15 protein-coding genes are annotated in these 13,879 nt (G+C 72.4%); 6 read left to right on the top strand and 9 right to left on the bottom strand.

Translation table 11 applies throughout. The features are described 5' to 3' along the window. Positions 1–2 precede the first annotated feature (2 nt). Positions 3–587, bottom strand: a complete 585-nt coding sequence (locus tag CCR79_RS12045; protein WP_201173163.1) for a DNA-J related domain-containing protein — start codon at positions 585–587, stop codon at positions 3–5. Here CCR79_RS12045 and CCR79_RS12040 point away from each other — a divergent pair. Then, positions 547–2,841, top strand: coding sequence for a primosomal protein N' (locus CCR79_RS12040; RefSeq protein ID WP_242510926.1), 2,295 nt, complete (start codon positions 547–549; stop codon positions 2,839–2,841). The two genes, CCR79_RS12045 and CCR79_RS12040, sit on opposite strands and share 41 nt — an antisense overlap. A 32-nt stretch (positions 2,842–2,873) precedes the next feature. Beyond that, positions 2,874–3,683 carry an ElyC/SanA/YdcF family protein gene (locus CCR79_RS12035; RefSeq protein WP_201173159.1) on the top strand — a complete coding sequence of 270 codons (810 nt, stop codon included), beginning with the start codon at positions 2,874–2,876 and terminating at the stop codon, positions 3,681–3,683. A 16-nt stretch (positions 3,684–3,699) separates the two neighbouring features. Here CCR79_RS12035 and rfaH read toward each other — a convergent pair whose 3' ends face one another. After that, positions 3,700–4,230 carry a transcription/translation regulatory transformer protein RfaH gene (gene rfaH / locus CCR79_RS12030; RefSeq protein ID WP_201173158.1) on the bottom strand — a complete coding sequence of 177 codons (531 nt, stop codon included), beginning with the start codon at positions 4,228–4,230 and terminating at the stop codon, positions 3,700–3,702. Positions 4,231–4,280: 50 nt separating this feature from the next. Continuing rightward, on the bottom strand, positions 4,281–4,538 hold the full coding sequence (locus CCR79_RS12025; protein ID WP_207189725.1) for a zinc-finger domain-containing protein: 258 nt from the start codon (positions 4,536–4,538) through the stop codon (positions 4,281–4,283). A 91-nt stretch (positions 4,539–4,629) separates the two neighbouring features. Between CCR79_RS12025 and CCR79_RS12020 the strand changes: the two genes are divergently transcribed. Beyond that, the gene (locus CCR79_RS12020; RefSeq protein WP_201173156.1) at positions 4,630–5,442 is read left to right on the top strand and encodes a hypothetical protein; all 813 of its coding nucleotides are present in this window, start codon (positions 4,630–4,632) and stop codon (positions 5,440–5,442) included. Positions 5,443–5,461: 19 nt separating this feature from the next. Here the strand turns inward: CCR79_RS12020 and CCR79_RS12015 are convergent, their stop codons facing one another. After that, the gene (locus tag CCR79_RS12015; protein WP_201173155.1) at positions 5,462–5,896 is read right to left on the bottom strand and encodes a DUF2721 domain-containing protein; all 435 of its coding nucleotides are present in this window, start codon (positions 5,894–5,896) and stop codon (positions 5,462–5,464) included. Positions 5,897–6,039: 143 nt separating this feature from the next. Here CCR79_RS12015 and hldE point away from each other — a divergent pair, with 143 nt between their 5' ends. Further along, the gene (gene hldE, locus CCR79_RS12010) at positions 6,040–7,473 is read left to right on the top strand and encodes a bifunctional D-glycero-beta-D-manno-heptose-7-phosphate kinase/D-glycero-beta-D-manno-heptose 1-phosphate adenylyltransferase HldE (RefSeq protein WP_201173154.1); all 1,434 of its coding nucleotides are present in this window, start codon (positions 6,040–6,042) and stop codon (positions 7,471–7,473) included. Here hldE and CCR79_RS12005 read toward each other — a convergent pair. Then, complete coding sequence (locus tag CCR79_RS12005) at positions 7,470–8,564, bottom strand: glycosyltransferase family 9 protein (protein WP_201173152.1); 1,095 nt, start codon at positions 8,562–8,564, stop codon at positions 7,470–7,472. The two genes, hldE and CCR79_RS12005, sit on opposite strands and share 4 nt — an antisense overlap. An 8-nt stretch (positions 8,565–8,572) precedes the next feature. After that, positions 8,573–9,301: a 3-deoxy-D-manno-octulosonic acid kinase gene (locus CCR79_RS12000; protein ID WP_201173150.1), complete on the bottom strand. Its 729-nt coding sequence runs from the start codon at positions 9,299–9,301 to the stop codon at positions 8,573–8,575. Positions 9,302–9,354: 53 nt separating this feature from the next. On the opposite strand from CCR79_RS12000, the gene aroK reads away from it, so the two are divergent. Further along, a complete protein-coding gene (gene aroK, locus CCR79_RS11995; RefSeq protein WP_201173149.1) occupies positions 9,355–9,888 on the top strand; it encodes a shikimate kinase AroK in 534 nt (177 codons plus the stop codon). Between the two features lie 44 nt (positions 9,889–9,932). Next, complete coding sequence (gene aroB, locus CCR79_RS11990) at positions 9,933–11,006, top strand: 3-dehydroquinate synthase (RefSeq protein ID WP_201173147.1); 1,074 nt, start codon at positions 9,933–9,935, stop codon at positions 11,004–11,006. Positions 11,007–11,018: 12 nt separating this feature from the next. On the opposite strand, the gene CCR79_RS11985 is transcribed toward aroB, so the two are convergent. The 3 genes from CCR79_RS11985 to CCR79_RS11975 form a co-directional block, all read right to left on the bottom strand. Continuing rightward, positions 11,019–12,182: a deoxyguanosinetriphosphate triphosphohydrolase gene (locus tag CCR79_RS11985; RefSeq protein ID WP_201173146.1), complete on the bottom strand. Its 1,164-nt coding sequence runs from the start codon at positions 12,180–12,182 to the stop codon at positions 11,019–11,021. Continuing rightward, on the bottom strand, positions 12,179–13,300 hold the full coding sequence (locus CCR79_RS11980) for a secretin N-terminal domain-containing protein (RefSeq protein ID WP_201173145.1): 1,122 nt from the start codon (positions 13,298–13,300) through the stop codon (positions 12,179–12,181). The genes CCR79_RS11985 and CCR79_RS11980 overlap by 4 nt, the downstream gene beginning before the upstream one ends. Then, the coding region (locus CCR79_RS11975; protein WP_201173143.1) for a hypothetical protein at positions 13,297–13,879 on the bottom strand (583 nt) is incomplete at its 5' end. The genes CCR79_RS11980 and CCR79_RS11975, both read right to left, overlap by 4 nt.

The raw sequence follows: 13,879 nt of genomic DNA, 5'->3' as shown, positions 1-13,879 counted from the left end.
TCTCAGCGGGCCATCAGGCGCTGGTAGGCGTCGTTGATCCGCTGCAGGGTCGCGGTATCGCCGCCCCGGTCCGGATGGTGACGCATGGCCAGGCGCCGGTAGCGGCGCCGGATCTCCGCCGGCGGGGCTCCCGGGGCGAGGCCCAGCTCGGCGAGGTCCGCCGCCCGGTCGCCCGCGCCCAGGGCCCGGCACAGGCCGTCGGCGATCAGTTGCTCCACCGCGGCGTTGTCCATGCCCTCCAGGTTGCCCGGGTCGAGGTAGAAGGCGGCCAACGGGTCGGCGCCGATCAGCGCGCGCTCGGCCGCAGCGCGCCCGGGCAGCCGGTGCAGCCGGATGCACAGGCAGTGGATCTCCAACCCCAGGCCGGCCTCGGCCAGTGCCGGGCGCAATCGGTAGAGGGCGTGGAAGAGCAGGAAGTGGGCGCGGTAGAGCGCCGCCGGCTCGCTGCGCCCCTCGCGCGTGAACAGCGGATGCCCGTCGGCGGCGAGCCGGTCCATCAGGGTCATCTCGGTCACGCCCTCGGGATGGGCGTGGAGGATGGGCTCGATGGCGGCCTGCAGCTCGGCGATGGCGGTCTCCGGCTCCATGGCTGACGACTCTAGCGCGCGCCCGGACGCCGGTCATCCCTGTGCAGCGGGGTTGCCGCCGGTTCTGCGGGTGGCGGTGCCCCGCCCGCTGCAGGAGGCGCTGGATTACCGCCCGCCGTCCGGCGCCTGGCCGGATGACCCCGTCGGCTGTCGGGTCGAGGTGCCGCTCGGCCGCAGTCGCGCCGTGGGCATCGTCGTGGAGGTGTGCCGGGGCTCCGAGGTGCCGGCAGCAAGGCTGCGTGCCGCCACCGCCTGGGTGGATGAGCGGCCGCTGCTCGACGCCGAACTGCTGGAGACGCTCACCTGGGCGGCGCGCTACTACCGCTACCCGCTGGGCACAGCCCTGGCCACCGGGCTGCCGGGCCCGCTGCGCCAGGGCCGCCCGGCACGGCGGGCAGTGGCCTGGTGGCGCCTGGACGAGCGGACGCGTGAGGATGATGCCCCGGTGCGCCGGGCCCCGCGCCAGGCGGAGCTGCGTCGCCGCCTGGTGGAGGCCGGCGGTGCCGCGCCCTGTGCCACGCTGGTGGCGGAGCAGCCTGCCTGGCAGCGGGCCGGGCGCATCATGGAGCGGGCCGGCCTGCTCCATCGCGAGTACCACCCGGCCGAGCGCGGGGCCGAGACGGTGCCGGCGCCCCGCCCGGGGCCAGAGCTTGACGCCGATCAGCAGCGCGCCCTGGCCGCGATCCTGGATACCGAGGGGTACGCCGCCTTCCTGCTCGAGGGGGTGACCGGCAGCGGTAAGACCGAGGTCTATCTGCAGGCCGCAGCCCGGGCGCTGGCTTCGGGGCGGCAGGTGCTGATCCTGGTCCCCGAGATCGGACTCGCCCCGCAGTTCCTTGAGCGCCTGCGCGAGCGCCTGCGCGGCTCGGTGGTGGTGCTCCACTCCGGGCTGTCCGGCGCCGACCGCGCCGAGGCCTGGCTGGCCGCCCGGGACGGCGACGCGGCGGTGATCCTCGGCACCCGCTCGGCCATCTTCACGCCGCTCCCGCGTCCGGGGCTGATCGTCGTCGACGAGGAGCACGACCCCTCGTTGGCACAGCAGGAGGGGTTCCGCTACTCGGCGCGGGACCTGGCGGTTCTGCGGGCCCGCACCCTGGATGTGCCGGTCGTGCTCGGCTCGGCTACGCCCTCGTTGGAGTCTCTGCATAATGCGCGGGCCGGTCGCTACACCCACCTGCGCCTGCCGCATCGGGCGGGCGAGGCCCGTGCCCCGAGCGTGCAGCTGGTCGATATCCGCAGCCGCCGTCTGGTTGGAGGGATTTCCGCACCGCTGCAGGAGGCGTTGCGCCGGCACCTGGACGCTGGCTCGCAGGCGCTGCTGTTCCTCAACCGGCGCGGCTACGCCCCGGTGCTTACCTGCCACGCCTGCGGCTGGGTGGCCGAATGCCACCGCTGTGATGCGCGGCTGACCTACCACCGCAGCCGCGGCCAGCTGCGCTGCCACCACTGCGGATACAGCGCGCGCCTGCCGGCGGCCTGCCCGGATTGCGGTGCGGCGGATCTGCGCCCGCTGGGGCCCGGAACCGAGCGCCTTGAGGAGGCGCTCACGGAGCTCTTCCCCGGCGTGGGGCAGCTGCGCATCGACCGCGACACCACCCGGCGCCGCGGCGAGCTCGAGGCCCATCTTGCGGCCGCTCACCGGGGCGACGCCCAGTTGCTGATCGGTACGCAGATGCTGGCCAAGGGGCACCACCTGCCGGCGGTGACCCTGGTGGCGGTGATCGATGTGGATCAGGGGCTGTTCGGCGCAGACTTCCGGGCCACCGAGCGGTTGGCGCAGCTTGTGGTGCAGGTGGCCGGCCGCGCCGGGCGCGGCGATCAGCCCGGCGAGGTGCTGCTGCAGACCCGTCATCCGGAGCATCCGCTGCTGCGGGTTCTGCTCGAGCGGGGCTATCCCGCCTTCGCCGAGGCCCACCTGGCCGAGCGCCACGCCGCCGGCCTGCCGCCTTACGCCGCGCTGGCTCTTTTGCGTGCCGAGTCGGTGAATGCCGACGCGCCGTACCTTTTCCTTGAGTCGGCGGCCCAGTATGGTCGAAGCCGGGTCGGCGCGGACGGCGGGGTGGAGCTGCTCGGCCCGGTGCCGGCGCCCATGGAGCGGCGCGAGGGTCGGCACCGGGCGCAGTTGATGATCCGCGCCGAGCGGCGGGTCGATCTGCAGCGTTTTCTGGTGAGTTGGAGCGGCGGGCTCGGCAGCCTGGAAGGGGCCCGCCAGGTCCGCTGGTCGCTGGATGTGGACCCGGTAGAGATGGTCTGAGTCCCGGTGTAGAGGACAGGGAGGGGTGACTCGTGTTCGTGATCAGCAAGCTCGCCGGGGCGGTCCTGATGCCCCTGAGTCTCCTGGTGCTGGCCGGCATCGCCGGCCTGGTCCTGCTCTTCACCCGCTACGGGCGCTGGGGTCGGGGGGTGCTGATCGTCACCGTGGCGGCGCTCTATCTAGCCAGCTGGGAACCGACCGCCAGCCGTTTGCTCGCCCCGCTGGAGCAGCGCTACCCGGCGCTGCTTGATCCGGCCGGGATCGCCGAGGGCGAGGAGGCGCCGGTGACCGACATCGTCGTCCTCGGCCACGGCCACCGGCTCGATCCGCAGCTGCCGGTCACCGCGCAGGCCAATGCTGACGGCGTTACCCGGGTCCTCGAAGGAGTGCGCCTCCAGCGCCACTTTCCGCAGAGCACCCTCTGGCTGACCGGCGGTGCGGTGCGCGGCGATACCCCCAACTCGGCGGTGCTCCACCGTCTGATGGGCGAGGTTGGCCTCGACGCCGGCGCTGTCGAGCGCCTGGCCGAGCCCCGCAATACCGCCGAAGAGGCCCGGGCGATGGCCGAGCGGCTCGGCGATGAGGCCGGGTCGATCATCCTGGTCACCGAGGCCTCGCACATGCCGCGGGCCATGGGCCTGTTCCGGGGGCAGGGGCTCAAGCCGATCCCCGCCCCGACGCGCCACCGTGTGCGCGAACGGGAGCCCGGCGCGGAGGCCCATCCGGGCCACGGGTTGCGTCCCTCGGTACACGCGCTGCACATGACCGAGCGCGCCTTCCACGAGTACCTGGGGATCGCCTGGGGGCGGATCCGCGGGGAGATCCGCGCCGCGGAACGCTGACGCGGCTCCGGACGGCTCAGGCGCGCTCGACCTGGTGCTGGGAGACGGTCAGCGTGGTGTGCTGCCCGGCCACGTCGAGCAGGATCATGACCCGCTCCTCGCTGCGCGAGGCACGGAAGATCCCCTCGTAGGACTGGAATGGGCCGTCGAGCACGCGCACCCGCTCGCCGGGCTGCAGGGGCTCGGGGGCCAGGTCGCAGTGGCCGTCCTCGATGCGCTGCCGGATGGTTTCCACCAGCCCGTCCGGCACGCGGGCCGGCCAGGTGCCGAAGCGCACCAGCCCGCTCACGCCGGTGGTCGAGCGGATCGGGCTCCAGTCCTCGACCCCTGCGGCCAGACGGATGAACAGGTAGCGCGGGAACATCGGCTCGACGACGGTCTGATACCGCCGCTGGCGCCGACGCCGGAACCGCGCCATGGGTAGGAAGCAGCGATAGCCCTGGTGATCCAGGTTCCACCAGGCCCGCTCCTCCTGCCTAGGCTTGCTGTAGACGAGATACCAGGCGTCCGAACGCCCGAAGTCCTCGACGAGATCTTCCGCCTGCATGGTGTGCACTCCGCCCTGATCCGCGCCGACCGGCCGCCGGGCCGTAGGGGTTATTTCCACTCCCGCTGACCGCCGATCTCGACGGCGAGCCGGTCGTCATCCTTGAGGACGTAAGTGGCACCGCAATAGGGGCAGATCATGCTGCCGGTCTCGTGGACGGGCAGGTAGACCCGCGGATGGGAGTTCCACAGGTACATGCCGGGCAGCGGGCAGCAGACCGGCAGGTCCCGGGCGGTGACCTCATAGCGGTTCGCCGCGTTCGGCTGTACCAGGTCTGTGCGATCGTGGGTCTGGGGATCCGGCACCATGCTCTCCCGCTTGGCTGCTGATCGTGATGCCGATTGTAACCGAGGCAGGCACCACGTAGGCTATTGCCTACAGTCCACCCGGGTCTGCCTCGTGAGTCAAGAGACACCGCCCCCGAATCGCATCCAGCTGCTCCGTACCCAGCTCTGGGCGTGGGCCGGCGAAACCGGCTACCGCGAGGCGGTGCGCATCGGCGCGCCGCGCTCCCGCGAGGCGGTGCCGGTGGTGGACCTGGTCCACGAGGAGCCGCCGGTGGCCCTGGCCACCCTGCTTGGCCTGCTCGAGCAGGACCGCTTCGAGGCCCCGGTGCTGCTCATCGAGCGGGGCCTGGACCGGGCCGGCACGCCGTTCCTCCACCACGAGAACGCCACCGCGGCCCTAGGGGCGGCGTGCGCGGCCCTGCACGCGCGCAGGATCGCTGGCGCGGGAACGGGCCCCGAGCTGCTCGGTGATCTGCTCGGCGTCTGGCTGATCGGCGCTGTGGCCGACTTCCCCGAGGCCCACGAAGCTTATCTGCGCGACCTGGCCCGGGGCATGGGTCCGGCGATGGTCCCCCAGGGGTGGGCGGGCACGCTCCTCCACGCCAGCCCCGCCGCCAGCGACGCGCGCGAGAGCCTGGTGGTGAACCTGATCCACGAGGCCGTGGTCGAGCGCGCCCCCGGTGCCACGCTGCGCACGGTCGGGCACGCCCTGTCGGTGCTCGACGCAGCCGGCGAGGCGGATCACGCCGTGGCCTGGCGCCGGGCGCTGGCCTTCGTGATCGGCGCCGAGCTCCACCACCACCCGGCCGGCCGCTTGTACTCGGAGTACCACGCCCACCTTGAGGCACCGGCCAGCCGCCACCGCCGCGCCGTGCTGTTCATCCAGCAGGAGGCCATCCCGGCCTACCACTCGGTCGGCGATTGATCCCGCACTCGGCGGACGGTCAACGCCCTTCCTCGTCGTGACGGTTCTCCAGGTCCCGCAGCTGCACGTGCAGGGCCCCCACCGAGATCTGCAGCTCGCGCAGGGACAGCCCCAGCGAGGCGAGCATCAGGATCAGACTGATGGTGAAGAGCACCTTGCCTAGCAGCATCGATCCGGCGAACAGGACCAGCATGCACAGGACGCAGAAGAACAGGCTGGCCACTCCGGCGACCTGCATGTTGCGGATGAGCAGCACGCGCTTGCGCAGGTTCTCGATCTGGGTGCGCAGGCAAACGTCGTGGGTGGAGCGGTACTTGGATTCCAGGTCGCGGATCAGCGAGGCCAGCCCCATGAAGCGGTTGGTGTAGGCGAGCAGGAGCAGCGAGATGGCGGGGAAGAGCAGTGCCGGCGTGGACAGGGTCAGTTCGGCGGTTGGCTCGGGTGCCTGGAACATCCGCGGGCCCTCCGGTCAGGGTGGCTGAGACCCCATGATACGGACACGCGCCACGGCTGCCACCTCGTCGCGCCGGCTTCTGTCGGCTCCGGCGCCGCGGCTATAATCCCCGACCCGTTCTTCGACAGGATGCCCGCTCGCCCATGAACCTCCCGCTGCCCGGCTTCCGCGATGTCCGGGTCGTCGTCGCCGGCGACCTGATGCTCGACCGCTACTGGCACGGGGCCACCCAGCGCATCTCGCCGGAAGCGCCGGTGCCCGTGGTGCGGGTCGATGACGCCGAGGAGCGCCCGGGCGGTGCGGCCAACGTGGCGCTCAACGTGGCCGCCCTCGGCGGCGCGGCGCAAGTGATCGGCCCCACCGGCAGCGACGAGGCCGCCGACCGGTTGGCGCAGTTGCTCGAGGCCGCCGGCGTCGGCCAGCGCTTCCACCGCATTCCCGGCGCCGACACCATCACCAAGTTGCGCGTGATCAGCCGCCATCAGCAGCTGATCCGTCTCGACTTCGAGCGCGGTTTCCCCGGCTTTGACCGCGCCGCCATGCTGGCGCTGCTTGAGCCGGTGCTGACCGACACCGCGGTGGTGGTGCTCTCGGATTACGCCAAGGGGGCCCTGCCCGATCCGGCCGGGTTGATCGACGCCGCCCGCCGCGCTGGGCGGCCGGTGCTGGTCGATCCCAAGGGGGCGGATTACCGTCGTTACCGCGGCGCCACTCTGCTCACGCCCAACCTGGCGGAATTCGAGGCGGTGGTTGGGCCCTGCGCGGACGGCGACGAGATCGCCCGGCGCGCGGCGATGGTGGCGGCAGAGCTGGAGCTCGAGGCGCTGTTGGTCACCCGGGGCGAGGCGGGGATGACCCTGGCTCCGCGGGAGGGCGCTCCGGTGCACCTGCCGACCCGGGCGCGGGAGGTCTTCGATGTCACCGGCGCCGGCGATACCGTGATCGCGACCCTGGCCGCCGCGCTGGGTGCCGGGGTGGACCTCGCCGATGCCGCCGCCCTGGCCAACCTGGCCGCCGGCGTGGTGGTGGGCAAGCTGGGCACGGCCACGGTCACTCCGGCGGAGCTGGAGGCCGCGATGGGCGGCGCGGGCGGCCAAGCAGCGGGCGCCGGTGTGGTCGACGAGCCAGGTCTGCTCGCCGCCATCCGGCAGGCCCGGGCGGCTGGAGAGCGCATTGTGATGACCAACGGCTGCTTCGATCTGCTGCACGCCGGCCACGTCGACTACCTGCAGCGGGCCCGCCGGCGGGGCGAGCGGCTGGTGGTGGCCGTCAACGACGACGCGTCGGTGGCGCGGCTCAAGGGGGCGGAGCGGCCGGTCACTCCGCTGGAGCAGCGCATGGCGGTGCTCGCCGGCCTGGATGCGGTGGACTGGGTGGTGCCGTTCAGCGAGGACACCCCGGCGCGGCTGATCGAGGTCGTGCTGCCGGATCTGCTGGTCAAGGGCGGGGACTACCGGCCTGAGCAGATCGCCGGCCACGACGCCGTGGTCGCCGCCGGCGGTGCCGTGGAGGTCTTGCCCCTGCTCGCCGGCGCGTCGACCACGGAGCTGATCGCTCGCATCCGCGGCCGCGGCTAGCCGTCCGCCGCGCTGCCCCGGCGTGGTACGCCGTGGTCGGCCAGGGCCGCATCCAGCCGTTCGACCACGTCGGCCACGCTGATCCAGTCCATGGCCTCGGGGTTGCGCACCCGGCGCCCCCAGCGGACCGATTCCACCGGCCGGCCGAGTTCGGCCTTGAGCGCCTCCGGGTAGCGGTTGGCGACGTATTCGAGGTTCAGGTAGGGGCCGGTACGCTGCGGGTTCGAGGTCGCGTAGAGCCCCACCACCGGCACCCCGCTGGCGTTGGCCAGGTGGAGCGGGCCGGAGTCCGGGCCGACGAACACAGTGGCCTGCTGCAGGACGGCCAGCAGCCCCTTCAGCGATGTCCGGCCGACCAGGTCGGCCACCGGCGCGCTGGTGGCGGCGGCGATGGCATCGGCGTACTCCCGCTCCAGCGCGGTGGGGCCGCCGGTCAGCGCCAGCGCCAGGCCGTACTCCTGGTAGGCGTACTCGGCCACGGCCGCATATTGGGTGGCCGACCAGTTGCGGAAGTTGCGCGCACGGATCGAGCTGCACGGGCTGATCGCCAGGAAGGGGCGGGCGGGCAGCCGGCCGGCCACCTCCGCCTCGGCCTCGGCGGGTACCGGCAGATCCCAGCGCAGGGTGCGTGCATCCAGCCCGGCTGCCTGCAGGAACTGGAAGAAGCCGTCCAGGACGTGGACCCGCGCCGGCCCCGGGATGGGGCGGTGGGTGAACCACCGCTGGCCATTACGGGCGCGCGGCCGATCGAAACCGATTCGGGTGTCGGCCCGGATCGCCGTCGAGAGCAGGTTGGCCCGCCACGACGCCTGCATGTGTAACAGCACGTCGAAATGCCGGTCCGCCAGCTCCCCGCGCAGCTTGCGCACGGCGCCAAAGAGCCCGTCACCCTTGTCAACGACGATGAACTCCACCCCCGGCAGGTCGCCGACCAGGCGGTACTCCGTCTTGCCGACGACCCAGGTGATGGCGGTCTCCGGCCAGTGTTCGCGGAGCGTGTGCACCACCGGGGCCACATGGCTGCAGTCGCCGATGGCCGACAGGCGCAGCAGACAGATCGAGCGGGGGGGTGTGGATGGGTCTTGGGGCATCGCTGAGCTTACTCCTCGAGCGCGTTGTGCCAGCCCTGACGCAGGGCGGCCAGATGGCTTTCCGGCACCGGCGCCACGGCGGCGTCGTTGCGCGCGATCTTGGCCAGGCTGCGCTGCAGTCGGGCGAGGTTGCGCTCGGCCCAGCGGCCGGCGCGGGGGCGCAGTCGGGCCCGGTCCAGATCGATGACGTGGGTGGTGCCGTCGGTGGTGAGCAGGATGTTGTGGGCGTTGAGGTCGGCGTGATCCAGGCCGCGCCGGTGCAGTCGGCCGATGCAGGCGCCGATGGCGCACCAGCGCTCGGCCGGCAGTGGTCCGTGGCGCAGCGTCTCGGTGAGGGTGGCCGCCGGCAGCCGCTCGAGCAGGATCTCGGCGCGGTAGCACGGTCCGGCCATGCGCACACGGGCGGCCAGCGGGGCGGGCACGGGGAAGCCCTCGTCGTGGAGCCGGGCGAGCAGCCACCACTCGCGCCAGGGGCGCGATGCGTGGAGCCGGCCCCGGGCATAGCAGTCGCCGAGCAGCGGGCCGAGGAGCCCACCCCGGCGATAGGGCCGCAGCACGGCCGGGATCCCGCCGACCTCCAGGAAACAGGCGCTGCCGCGACCGCCGCCGGGGCGTCCGCTGAGCCGACCGGCGCGCGCCAGGGCCTCCGGTTCGAAGAGCGCGGCGTCCGGCGCCGGTAAGCGGTCAGCATCGTAGAGGATGTACTGGGGGCCTTGGCGCGTCTGTTGCGGGTCCATGGCCGCCTACTCTGCCATACCGAGGCCCACACCGGTGGTGGTAAAGTGCCGTCATGGCACACTGGAGAATACCGTCGCGGGTCTTTCTCGTTGGCCCCATGGGTGCCGGCAAGAGCACCGTGGGGCGCGAGCTGGCCACCCTGCTGGGTCTAGAGTTCATCGACAGCGATGCCGCCATCGAGGCGCGCACCGGGGTGAGCATCCCGTGGATCTTCGACCTCGAGGGCGAGGCCGGTTTCCGCGCGCGCGAGGCGACGGTGATCGACGAACTGACCCGCCGGGACGGAGTGGTCGTGGCCACCGGCGGCGGCGCGGTTACCACGCCGGCCAACCGCGACCTGCTCGGCGCGCGCGGCGTGGTGGTCTACCTGTACACCCCGGTCTCGGTGCAGCTGCAGCGCACCCGCCACGACACCAACCGGCCGCTGCTCCAGAGCGACGACCCCGAGGCGCGGCTGCAGGCCCTGCTCGCCGAGCGTGACCCCCTCTACCGGGAAGTGGCCGACGTGGTGGTGGAGACGACCGGTGGCAGGGCGCGGAGCGTGGCGCGGCGGATCATCGAGGCGTTGCAGGGGCAGGCCTCCTGAGCGTCCGTGCCGGCGGACGAGGACAGACAGCAGCAGGAGCGGGCATGCGGACACAATGGGTCGAACTCGGGGAACGCAGCTACCCGATCTACATCGGTGACGGGGTCCTGGAGGAGGGGCTGCTCACCGGGCACCTGGTGGCGGATCGGGCGCTGCTGGTCAGCAACGAGACCGTAGCCCCGCTGTACGCCGGGCGCCTGGCCGCGCCGGGGGTCGAGGTGCAGTCGGTCACCCTGCGCGATGGTGAGCGCTACAAGACCCTGCAGACCTGTGAGCAGGTCTTCGACGCCCTGATCGAGGGCCGCTTCGACCGCTCGGCCACGGTGGTCGCCCTTGGCGGCGGGGTCATCGGCGATCTGGCCGGCTTCTGCGCCGCCACCTATCAGCGCGGCGTGGGCTACATCCAGGTGCCCACCACCCTGCTGGCTCAGGTCGACTCCTCGGTGGGAGGCAAGACCGGCGTCAACCACCCGCGCGGCAAGAACATGATTGGCGCCTTCCACCAGCCCCGCGCGGTGATCGCCGATACCGGCGTTCTCGCCACGCTCCCGGAGCGCGAGTACAACGCCGGTCTGGCCGAGGTGGTCAAGTACGGCCTGATCCGCGATCCCGCCTTCTTCGACTGGCTCGAGGGCAGTGTCGATGCCCTGCGCCGGCGCGATCCCGAGGCCCTGGCTCACGCCGTGGCCGAGTCCTGCCGCAATAAGGCTGAGGTGGTTGCTGCCGACGAGCGCGAGGCCGGTGAGCGCGCCCTGCTCAACCTGGGCCACACCTTCGGCCACGCCATCGAGACAGAGACCGACTACAGCACCTGGCTCCACGGCGAGGCCGTGGCGGTGGGGATGGTCATGGCGGCACGCATGTCGGTGCGCCTGGGCTGGCTGTCGCGCGACGGGCTGGAGCGCACCACCGCCCTGCTCGAGGCCTTTGGACTGCCCACGCAGCCGCCGGCGATCTCCGAGGAGCGCTTCCGCGAGCTGATGAGCGTGGACAAGAAGAATCGCGCTGGTCGGCTGCGCCTGGTGCTCCTGCGCGGCGTTGGCGACGCCGTGGTGACCAGCGAGTTCGCCGCCGAGGCGCTGACGGCCACACTGGCCGAGGCGGTCCGGGCGGGCTGAGCCCGCCGCAGCCTAGGTCAGCTCCTCGGGGCGGAACAGCCGGCGGTACTCCTCGATGGCGAACCGGTCGGTCATCCCGGCGATGTAGTCGGCCACGGCCCGTGCCCGCCCTGGCATGCCGTGGCGGGCCTCGCCGGCGTGGGCCGCATCGCGGGGCTGATCCGGCATCAGCTGCGGGTCGTCGAGGAAGACGTCGAACAGCCCCTGCACCACCACCTGGCTCTTGCGCACCATGCGCGCCACGCGGAAGTGGCGGTAGAGGCGGCGGAACAGGAAGTCCTTCAGGTCCTGGTGCCGCCGGGCCATGTCCGCGCTGAAGCCGATCAGCGGCCCCGGGTGCCGGCGTACCGCTTCGACGTCGGCGGGATCGGCGGCCTCGATGCGTGCCGCGGACTCGCGGATGAGATCCTCGACCTGGACGTTGATCATGCGCCGGACCACCTCGTAGATGGTGCGTCGCTCATCCAGATTGGGGTAGGCCGCCTCGACCTCAGCGAACAGCGGGCCGAGCAGGGTTGTCTCGCGGCACTCGGCGACGCTGATCAGCCCCGAGCGCAAGCCGTCGTCCACGTCGTGGCTGTTGTAGGCGACGCCGTCGCAGACGTTGACCAGCTGCGCCTCCAGCGTTGGCTGGCCGCCGTCGAGGAAGCGCTCGGCCACCGGGCCGAGCTGTCGGGCGCGCTCCACCGGGCAGCGCTTGAGCAGGCCCTCACGGGTCTCGAAGGTCAGGTTGAGCCCGTCGAACTTTGCATAGCGCTTCTCCAGGTCGTCGACCACGCGCAGGGACTGGATGTTGTGCTCGAAGCCGCCGAGCCCCTCCATGCGCTCGGCCAGGGCGTCCTGGCCGGCGTGGCCGAACGGGGTGTGACCCAGGTCGTGGGCGAGGGCGATGGCCTCGACCAGGTCGATGTTCAGGCCGAGGGCTTGGGCGCTGGTGCGGGCGATCTGGCCCACCTCCAGGGTGTGGGTCAGCCGGGTGCGGTAGAGATCGCCGACGTGGTTGACGAAGACCTGCGTCTTGTACTCCAGGCGCCGGAAAGCGCCGCAGTGGATGATGCGGTCGCGATCGCGCTGGAACTCGCTGCGGTGCCCGGGGTGGGGTTCCGCATACTGGCGACCGCGGCTGGCGCTCTCGGTGACGGCGCAGGGGCGTGGCGGGGTGGCGTGCAGGCTCACCGGTCGTCCTCGATTGCTCGGCTGGGGCGGTCAATGTGGGGGCGGGGGGCAGTTTCGTCAACGGCCGCCCCCGGTGGCGCCCCCTCCTCGACCAGGCGCGGCGTCACGAAGACCAGCAGCTCGTGGTGGCTCTGCTCCGATCGGCGCTGGCGGAACAGCCAGCCGACCAGTGGCAGGTCGCCGAGCCACGGCACCGCTTGACGCCGCTCGCGCTGCTCGTGCTCACGCACGCCGCCGAGGACGATGGTCTCGCCGGCCTGCACGCGCAGGCGGGTGGCGACGGCCTGGGTGTCGATGCTCGGCACGCCCTCGTAGATCTGCCCGACGGCGTCCTTGGTCACGCGCAGGGCGAGGTTCACCGCATCCCCGTCGGTCACCTGCGGAGTGGCGGTCAGCGACAGGGAGGCGTCCTCAAAAGCGACCGCGGTGGCGCCGGATTCGGCCGTCTCCTGGTAGGGGATCTGGACGCCCTGCTCGATGCGCGCCGTCTGCCTTTCGGTGGTCAGGACCCGCGGGCTCGAGACCACGCGCCCGTGGCCCTCGGCCTCCATCGCCGAGAGTTCAAGCTGCAGCAGGCGCTCGCCCACCTCGCCTACGGAGACGCTCAGGCGCGCGCCTTCGCCCACCGGCGGCAGGTCGGCGAGTAGCCCGTCGCCCAGGGCGGCTCCCTCACTGCCGGGTAGGGTGTCGAAGGCGAAGTGGCCGTCGCCGCGTTGGCTCGAAAGGCCCAGGCGGCTGCCGAGTTCCCGCGCGTACTCGCCCGAGGCAAGGACGATGCGCGCCTCGATCATCACCTGGCGGTTGGCCCGGTCCAGTTTGTCGATGAGCCGCTCGGCCTCGTCGAGGTGCTCCGGGGTATCGTGCAGGATCAGTGTGTTGGTGCGCTCGTCGACGCTGGCATGGCCGGACTGGGAGAGTACACCGGTCTCCTCGCGCAACAGCTCGGCCAGCTTTCCGGCGTCGGCGTGAACCAGGGGCAGAGTGCGCAGGGAGGCCTCGGCGCCGGTGTCGCCGTCCCCGTCGAGCGGGCCGTGGAACGGGTCGGGCGGCCCGGCGTGCGTGCCGGTGGGGGCAGCCAGCAGCACGGCCGCGACCGCGGGGAGCAGTTGGCGTCTCATGGCTCGTCCTTCGGCGGGTGCAGGACCAGGGTCACCTCGGCCTCGAGCCGTGGTGGTTCGGCGGCGCGCAGACGCAGGTGATCGAGGCCGCGCTGCCGCGGGGCCGCGGCCTCGTCGGCGAGCCAGTCGTGGAGCGCCGCGTAATCGCCGGAGACACGCAGCTGCGCGACGACCCGACCGTCACCGCCCGCTGGGTCCCGTCGCAGGTCCTCGAGGATCAGATCCCGTGCCTCCAGGCTCCGGCTCAGTGCGCCGAGCTGCTCGCGCAGGGGTGTCCCGGGCGCCGCGTCGGGGGCCGGGTCCGGAGGCCGCGGCTCGGCGCGCAGGGAGAGCGAGCGCCGGCCGTTGTCGGTGCGGCGCATCTGCTCCAGCTCGATGTCCTCGAAGCCCGCCTCCTGCAGCGCCGCCAGGTAGCGTTCGGCGCACTCGGGGGCGGCGGCCAGGGCGTCGACGCGCAGCGTGTTGCCGAGCTCGACAGCCGTCAGGCGGGCGCGCTCGGGCAGTGCGCCGGCCAGCGTGTCGAGCCACCCGGGGGCCGCGCGCCGGCGTGCGTCTGCGGGGTCGGGGGGTGGATCGGGC

This window comes from Halorhodospira halophila (assembly GCF_016653405.1).
Lineage (GTDB): Bacteria > Pseudomonadota > Gammaproteobacteria > Nitrococcales > Halorhodospiraceae > Halorhodospira > Halorhodospira halophila_A.
Note: the sequence above shows the minus strand (reverse complement) of the source record. Positions and strands in the feature narration are given on the sequence as shown.

Excerpts from the sequence above, each read along its gene's own strand:
- aroB (WP_201173147.1), top strand. The coding sequence starts at position 9,933 with ATGCGGACACAATGGGTCGAACTCGGGGAACGCAGCTACCCGATCTAC.
- CCR79_RS12045 (WP_201173163.1), bottom strand. The coding sequence starts at position 587 with ATGGAGCCGGAGACCGCCATCGCCGAGCTGCAGGCCGCCATCGAGCCC.
- CCR79_RS12040 (WP_242510926.1), top strand. The coding sequence starts at position 547 with ATGGCGGCCTGCAGCTCGGCGATGGCGGTCTCCGGCTCCATGGCTGAC.
- CCR79_RS12015 (WP_201173155.1), bottom strand. The coding sequence starts at position 5,896 with ATGTTCCAGGCACCCGAGCCAACCGCCGAACTGACCCTGTCCACGCCG.
- aroK (WP_201173149.1), top strand. The coding sequence starts at position 9,355 with ATGGCACACTGGAGAATACCGTCGCGGGTCTTTCTCGTTGGCCCCATG.
- CCR79_RS12025 (WP_207189725.1), bottom strand. The coding sequence starts at position 4,538 with ATGGTGCCGGATCCCCAGACCCACGATCGCACAGACCTGGTACAGCCG.
- rfaH (WP_201173158.1), bottom strand. The coding sequence starts at position 4,230 with ATGCAGGCGGAAGATCTCGTCGAGGACTTCGGGCGTTCGGACGCCTGG.
- hldE (WP_201173154.1), top strand. The coding sequence starts at position 6,040 with ATGAACCTCCCGCTGCCCGGCTTCCGCGATGTCCGGGTCGTCGTCGCC.
- CCR79_RS11980 (WP_201173145.1), bottom strand. The coding sequence starts at position 13,300 with ATGAGACGCCAACTGCTCCCCGCGGTCGCGGCCGTGCTGCTGGCTGCC.
- CCR79_RS12005 (WP_201173152.1), bottom strand. The coding sequence starts at position 8,564 with ATGCCCCAAGACCCATCCACACCCCCCCGCTCGATCTGTCTGCTGCGC.
- CCR79_RS12000 (WP_201173150.1), bottom strand. The coding sequence starts at position 9,301 with ATGGACCCGCAACAGACGCGCCAAGGCCCCCAGTACATCCTCTACGAT.